This is a genomic window from Flavobacterium sp., from assembly GCF_039932285.1.
Classification (GTDB): domain Bacteria; phylum Bacteroidota; class Bacteroidia; order Flavobacteriales; family Flavobacteriaceae; genus Flavobacterium.
In genome coordinates, this window is sequence record NZ_JBDTQE010000033.1 from 23408 (window position 1) to 30359 (window position 6952).

The 6952-nt window shown below is 29.1% G+C and carries 7 protein-coding genes; 5 read left to right on the top strand and 2 right to left on the bottom strand.

The genetic code is table 11. The features are described from left to right. Window positions 1–104: 104 nt before the first annotated feature. On the top strand, window positions 105–2345 hold the full coding sequence (locus ABI549_RS07860) for a M1 family metallopeptidase (RefSeq protein WP_348075912.1): 2241 nt from the start codon (window positions 105–107) through the stop codon (window positions 2343–2345). A gap of 254 nt (window positions 2346–2599) precedes the next feature. Further along, entirely contained in the window at window positions 2600–2797 is a 198-nt protein-coding gene (locus ABI549_RS07865) for a hypothetical protein (RefSeq protein WP_348075913.1), read from the top strand. Window positions 2798–2846: 49 nt separating this feature from the next. Here the strand turns inward: ABI549_RS07865 and ABI549_RS07870 are convergent, their stop codons facing one another. Both ABI549_RS07870 and ABI549_RS07875 read right to left on the bottom strand, forming a co-directional pair. Then, on the bottom strand, window positions 2847–3788 hold the full coding sequence (locus tag ABI549_RS07870) for a LysR substrate-binding domain-containing protein (protein WP_348075914.1): 942 nt from the start codon (window positions 3786–3788) through the stop codon (window positions 2847–2849). A gap of 58 nt (window positions 3789–3846) precedes the next feature. Then, entirely contained in the window at window positions 3847–5046 is a 1200-nt protein-coding gene (locus ABI549_RS07875; RefSeq protein ID WP_348075915.1) for an LETM1-related biofilm-associated protein, read from the bottom strand. A gap of 216 nt (window positions 5047–5262) precedes the next feature. On the opposite strand from ABI549_RS07875, the gene ABI549_RS07880 reads away from it, so the two are divergent. The 3 genes from ABI549_RS07880 to ABI549_RS07890 form a co-directional block, all read left to right on the top strand. Further along, a complete protein-coding gene (locus ABI549_RS07880; RefSeq protein ID WP_348075916.1) occupies window positions 5263–5688 on the top strand; it encodes a DM13 domain-containing protein in 426 nt (141 codons plus the stop codon). 19 nt (window positions 5689–5707) lie between these two features. Continuing rightward, window positions 5708–6634 carry a hypothetical protein gene (locus tag ABI549_RS07885; RefSeq protein ID WP_348075917.1) on the top strand — a complete coding sequence of 309 codons (927 nt, stop codon included), beginning with the start codon at window positions 5708–5710 and terminating at the stop codon, window positions 6632–6634. Window positions 6635–6646: 12 nt separating this feature from the next. After that, window positions 6647–6952 (top strand): hypothetical protein (locus ABI549_RS07890; protein ID WP_348075918.1); only part of this gene is annotated, 306 nt, incomplete at its 3' end.

Consider the following 6952-nt stretch of genomic DNA (forward strand, 5'->3'; position numbering starts at 1 on the left):
TAAAAAAAAGGCATCAAAAATATTTTTGATGCCTTTTTTTAACATTTTTTTGTAACAAAAAAGCAAATAGTTACTCTAATTTTAACAATCAAAAAAAATATAAAATGAACTCAAAAATTATTAGAGGATTATTTATTTCTGCATTATTTTTCGGGAGTAATTTAATTTCAGCACAACAAGCAACAAATTATAATTATCATGATGCCTTTGCACCAGGTTTTTATACTAAAAATGCTACTGAAACACGTTCGGCAAGTGGTCAGCCAGGAGCAAAATATTGGCAAAACAGAGCTGATTATTCACTAACGGCATCACTTAACGAAGCTAAAAACGAGATTTTAGGGTCAGCATTAGTAACCTATACCAATAATAGTCCGGATAAGTTAGGTTTTCTTTGGATGCAATTAGATCAAAATTTGTTCAAAAAAGACTCTAGAGGAAATGCCGTTATTCCTGTTAAAGGAAGTAGAAATGGAGCCAAAGGAGAAGATTTTGATGGTGGTTATAAGGTTAATTCGGTTAAAGTTATTGCAACTTCAAACGGAAAATCTGTCGAAACAAATGCTAAGTTTACTATTGTAGATACTAGAATGCAAGTCGATTTGCCTCAGGAACTAAAAGCAAATGGAGCAAGTGTAAAACTTAAAATAGATTATTCATTTGTTTCTCCTCTTTATGGTTCAGACAGAATGGGAGTTCAGGACACGAAAAACGGTAAAATTTTTACAGTTGCTCAGTGGTATCCTAGAATGTGTGTGTACGATGATGTAAAAGGGTGGAATACTTTACCTTATTTAGGTGCAGGAGAATTTTATTTAGAATATGGAGATTTAGATGTTGCAATAACAGTACCAGCAAAACATATTGTAGTTTGCTCTGGAGAATTATTAAATCCTACAGAAGTTTATACGGCTGAACAACAAAAAAGATGGGCTAATGCTAGAAATAGCGAAAAAACAGTAATTATCCGATCTGCAGATGAGGTTACAAATGCAAATTCTCGTCCTGTTGGAAAACAAACTTTAACATGGAAATTTAAAATTAAAAATTCTCGTGATTTAGCATTTTCAACATCTCCGGCTTTTATAATAGACGCAGCAAGAATAAACTTGCCAAGTGGTAAAAAATCATTAGCCATATCCGCTTATCCAGTAGAAAGTAATGGAAATGATGCTTGGGGACGTGCCACAGAATATACTAAAACATCGATTGAAAATTATTCTAAACGTTGGTTTGAGTTTCCTTACCCTGCGGCAACAAACGTTGCAGGTAACGAAGGAGGAATGGAGTATCCAGGTATTGTTTTTTGTAGTTGGACTGATAAGGGAGAAGCTTTGTGGGGAGTTACAGATCATGAATTTGGACACAACTGGTTTCCTATGGTTGTAGGATCAAATGAAAGACTATTTGCTTGGATGGATGAAGGTTTTAATACTTTTATTAATGGAGTAAGTTCGCAAGATTTTAATAATGGAGAATACAAACAACCAGCAACAAATATGCATCAATCTGCGGGAGTATTAACCAATCAAGAAATGGAACCAATATATAGCGCACCAGATGGTTTAAAAGAAGCAAATCTAGGTATTCTAGCTTATTTTAAACCAGGTGAAGGTTTAAATATGTTGCGTAATCAAATTTTAGGAAAAGAAAGATTTGACAAAGCATTTAGAACTTATGTTGAAAGATGGGCTTTTAAACACCCAACTCCAGATGATTTTTTTAGAAGTATAGAAAATGTAGCTGGAGAAGACTTAAACTGGTTCTGGAGAGGTTGGTTTATAAATAACTGGAAACTAGATCAAGCCATTGCAAAGGTAAAATATGTAAAAAATGATGCCAAACAAGGCGTAATAATTACTATTGATAATTTGGAAAAAATGCCAATGCCAGTTGTGGTTGAAGTTAAAACTAAAAGCGGTGCAGTTTCTAGAACTACATTACCAGTAGAAATTTGGGAGCGTAATAAATCATGGTCATTCAAATATAATTCTACCGAAGAATTAGAAAGTATAACAATAGATCCAGATCATGCATTTCCAGATGCAAATCCAGAAAATAATGTTTGGACAGATGCTAAAAATGGAGTAGAAAAAGGAATAAGTTTAGATGCGTATTTAGGTAATTTTTCAAGTGCTCAAATTCCAGTAAAAGTTAATTTTAAACAAGAAGATGAAACACTAATTATGAGTGCTACAGGACAACAATCAATATCCTTAGATAATGCTGGAAATGGCAAATTTACTTTTGAACAAGCTGGATTAACGGTTCAATTTAACGAACAAAAAACAGGATTCAAATTAAGTTTTGGTGCTCAAAATTTTGAGTTTACAAAAGATAAATAAGTTTAATTATTAGAAATTAAAAATATCCTTAAAATTGTAGAAGTACAATTTTAAGGATATTTTATTTTAAAAAAATATAATATTAATTAGAATTCTTATAATTCTAATCTGAAAATGTAGTATTAATAATCTAATTTGATATTTGAATTTCATTTCATCGATTATTCGTTTCTTTTTATCGATATTTAAAATTTATTTTTTTATCTTTATAATAGTTTATTAGCTAAATTATTCATTTTTAATCCTACTTTATTATGTCTAGAATGATTTATGATTACACAAAAGATGTTTTAGAAAAAGTTAGTTTTGATGCAAAACTTTTTATGAAAGAACTAAAAAAAGCCATTAAAATTTTGTTGCCCTACGAAATTGAGAGCTTGAAGAATTGGTTGCAATATTTCACCAATGAAAAACCCGAACTCAAACAATTTTTATATATTGTTAGTGAATAGATATACATTAAAATTTTATAAACTAAAAGGAGCCGACAAGCTCCTTTTTTTATTTTTTCAAAGTAGGACTAATAATTTCTACATTCTGAAAAGCAATTGCACCACGCAAAACACCTGAAATAACACCTCTTAGTGCATCGATAATATGAATTTTTAGTTCATTTTTAGGAAAAATTAAACTGATTTCTCGAGCTGGTTTTGGCTCTACAAAATGTTTTAGTTTAGTTTTGTCTTTATCTTTCAAATCTAGAGTATGCAAATAAGGAAGTAACGTAATTCCTAATCCTTCATCTGCTAATTTTATAAGAGTTTCAAAACTACCGCTCTCTAATTTAAATTTCGAATCGCTATTTATAGAATTGTTTTTGCAAAGATTAAGGATTCCATCTCTAAAACAATGTCCGTCTTGAAGAAGCAAAATCTCATCAATATCTAAATCACTTACTTCAATTTCTTTTTTAGAAGAAAGCGAATGATATTCAGGAACATAAACCATAAAAGGTTCGTAGTATAAAACTATTTCTTTTATTTTTTCGTCGTTTAGTGGTGTTGCTGCTATTGCTGCATCGAGTTGGCCATTATTAAGTTTTTTTATAATTTCGGAAGTATTCAGCTCTTCTATTATTAGTTTTACTTTGGGATATTTTTTGATAAAATTATTCAGAAACATAGGCAAAAGTGTCGGCATTATTGTAGGGATGATTCCTATACGAAATTCGCCACCAATAAATCCCTTTTGAATATCAACAATATCTTGCATTCTATCTGCTTCATTGACAATATTTTTTGCTTGTGCTACAATTTTTTGACCAACGTCTGTAAGTTGAATAGGTTTTTTACTCCTATCGAAAATTAAAATAGATAATTCCTCTTCTACTTTTTGTATTTGCATACTCAGTGTGGGTTGTGTAACGAAACACTTTTCTGCAGCTAGTGTAAAATTTTTGTGTTCGGCAACAGCTAAAACATATTGTAGTTGGGTAATGGTCATGATATAGTTATTTATGATGCAAATATAAATAACTATAATTTAAAATGATAACGAATTTCTATTCTTTTTCTAGATTTTCGTTAAATGCAGAGGGTAATAGTTGCGGAATAAACTTAATGAGAATGGGTAATAATAAACTTCCGCCAGGAATAAGAAAAATAGTTAATGATGGGATTGTTTTGAAGATATCTAACAATTGGTTTCTTACTTTTTTCTTCTCTTCTGGGCTTAAATCTCTTTTTGTAGATTGTGAAAGCAATTTCATAAGTTCTTTACTTTGTGATATTTCTAAAATGAGTCTGTTTTTATTTCTAGAAATTAAGGTGTGCACATTTTGAGTAGTTTGATCATAAAAATGTTTTACAGGATTCGAAAAATTGAAATACGGTATTTTAGCTTTATTTTTTGTGAGAAATAAATTCATATCTAAAATACTTTTTTCTACAAATGAATCTGAAATAGCTAGCTTTTTTGCTAATTGAAATAGAAAATTTCGTTCAGAATTTTCTATTTTACCATCATTCCACATTGCCATTCCTGCCATATCAATAAGGTAATATTTCTCGTAATCATTATTAAAATAGGATAAATCTAGATTTTCTATAGAAACTATTTCTAACTTATTAAATTTGGTATATCTAACAGAGGATTCAAATAATTTTTGAAGTAAATCATCATATTTTGTTTTTAATTCTTTGGTTTTTAGTGCCAACGAAACAATATTTACAATAATTTCCTCTGTTTTTTTTAAGTACTTCTCCGGAATATTTCCTTCTACTAAATATTTCCGAAATGCTAAAACATCAATAAAAATTAATGCATTTGTTAGAATATTAGAAAAATTTTTGCTAATAATATTCTCGTTGGTTTGAATTCGTGAATTTATTATTTTTTCTAGTTTACTCGAATAGGAATCTTGCGGCAATATTTTTTCTAACAAACTAGATTCTTTTGGATGTAAATCTTTATAAAAAGTAACACATTCATTTATAAAATCTGACGGATTTCGATTGTTTTTCACTAATTGATAAACTCCAAATAATGTATTTAGTAAAGCGATTTTAGAAAGTTCTTCGTTCGTTAATCCTTTTGGTTCAATTTCTTTTGTGGTTACAAAATGTGTTGTATAACCAACTAGAAAACCAGTGTTTCTAGTGTTTTCGTAAAATTTTTCGTAATTATTTATTACAGATTGATTTTCATCATTTTGTTCTGTAAAAAATTTTTCAACCCAACTTGGTGCTGAGGGATTTATCATAACGTCGTTTAAAAGTACAAATCTATGATTTTTTAGATTAACATAATTATTTCTTAATAATCTTTCCTAATGTAAGGTAGCGGACATTTGACAAATAGGAAGTTTTTTACTTTTATTGAATAAACTTAAAACTATTATTTAAAGAATTACGTAGATGTACAAAAGAAATTTAAATAGTAAAAAGGGAATTTAATAATAATTTGAAAATTATAACATATGAAAAGTTTATTTGTATTTCTATTAAGCCTGTTTCTTTTTGTTTCTTGTGAGAGCGATGGAGAGTTAACAAGTAAAAGCGCAGAAAGTGGAACAATAAGCAGTAGTGCAGTTCTAAAATATTCAGGAGAATTTTACCCAACGTCAGGTATAACTGTTTCTGGATTTGCTAAAATTTATCTAGACAATAATAAATATAAAGTAAAGTTAGAAGATTTTATAATATCTGATGGACCGGATTTAAAGGTTTATATATCTAAAGAAAGTACACCTACTAACTTTGTGAATTTAGGAAATTTTAAAGGAAACGGGAATACGTTTTATGCAATCCCGTCTGGTGTAAATGTTTCTGAATATCATTATGTATTAATTCATTGCCAGCAGTATAACCACTTATTTGCAATTGCACCATTAACAATTATTTAAATTAAAATTAAACAAAAACATGAAAACAAAAAAATTAAAATTTTTAGCATTCTTTTTATTTATCGTAGTAAGTTTTACTAATTGCTATGCGCAAGGCTGTAGTGACGCTGGTTTTTGCTCAGTCGGAAACGGATTTAAAGGTCACGAAGTAGATCTGAAAAATAGTGTTGATGTTGGTGTAGTATATGGTATCGCCGAAGAAGGTGTTACTGTATTTTCACAGTATTTAACTTACACAAGAGATGTAACAGATAAATTTGCAATTAGTGCAAAACTAACATCAGCTATTGCGAATGGAGATTTTGGTACAAGAGGTAATTTAGGAGATGCTTTTTTGACAGGAAACTACAAATTTAAAAATAAATTTAGTGATCTTGAAGGAGCAAAAATGTGGTCAGTTCTGTTTGGAGTAAAGATTCCACTAACAAGTTCTAATGATAAAATAAATAACGTTTCGCTACCAATGGCTTATCAAGCAAGTTTAGGAACTTTCGATTTTATTGGGGGTGTAAATCTTACATATAGAAAATGGGATTTTAATACCGCAGTACAAATACCATTGTCAGATAACAAAAACTCTTATTTGAGTAATCCACTTGTAACTGATAAATATGCTTCAACTAATTTATTTGAAAGAAAATCGGATGTTTTATTTAGAACTACTTATAGATTAAAAACAACTAATGAGAAATTTACTTTCAAACCAAATTTATTATTTATTTATCATTTAGGTGAGGATAGTTTCCAGAATATTTTTGGACAACGTGAAACCATAGTTGGTTCTGATGGACTTACTATAAATGGAAACCTAATTGTATCTTATAAATTAAACAAAAAAAGTTATTTAGAAACATCAATAGCTTCTCCTTTTGTTGTTAGAAAAGAACGTCCAGACGGACTCACAAGAGCATTAACATTGGGATTGAGTTATAAAGTTAATTTTTAAGTAAAATCTAATATGAAAAAGAATACTATTGTTTTACTTTTATTACTATTCGTCGGATTAGTAGATGCTCAGACCATAGTGCTTGAGGAAAAATTCAATGATAAGAATTTTCCAGTAGGTTATAATTTTTTGCCTAATAAAAATAGGCTGGTAATACAAAAAGGAAATTATGTAGTGTCATCGACTAATAAAATTATTAAAAATATTTATAGTTTTGATAATGATGGTTTTTTTGAAAAATTGATAGAAAATGAAGCGTTAACAAACTGTATATTTTCACCAACTGAAAATGCTTTTATAGTATCTGAAACTTCTAAA

Bases quoted from the DNA above. Each gene is read 5' to 3' on its own strand.
- ABI549_RS07860 (WP_348075912.1), top strand. From the start codon at position 105: ATGAACTCAAAAATTATTAGAGGATTATTTATTTCTGCATTATTTTTC.
- ABI549_RS07865 (WP_348075913.1), top strand. From the start codon at position 2,600: ATGTCTAGAATGATTTATGATTACACAAAAGATGTTTTAGAAAAAGTT.
- ABI549_RS07870 (WP_348075914.1), bottom strand. From the start codon at position 3,788: ATGACCATTACCCAACTACAATATGTTTTAGCTGTTGCCGAACACAAA.
- ABI549_RS07875 (WP_348075915.1), bottom strand. From the start codon at position 5,046: ATGATAAATCCCTCAGCACCAAGTTGGGTTGAAAAATTTTTTACAGAA.
- ABI549_RS07880 (WP_348075916.1), top strand. From the start codon at position 5,263: ATGAAAAGTTTATTTGTATTTCTATTAAGCCTGTTTCTTTTTGTTTCT.
- ABI549_RS07885 (WP_348075917.1), top strand. From the start codon at position 5,708: ATGAAAACAAAAAAATTAAAATTTTTAGCATTCTTTTTATTTATCGTA.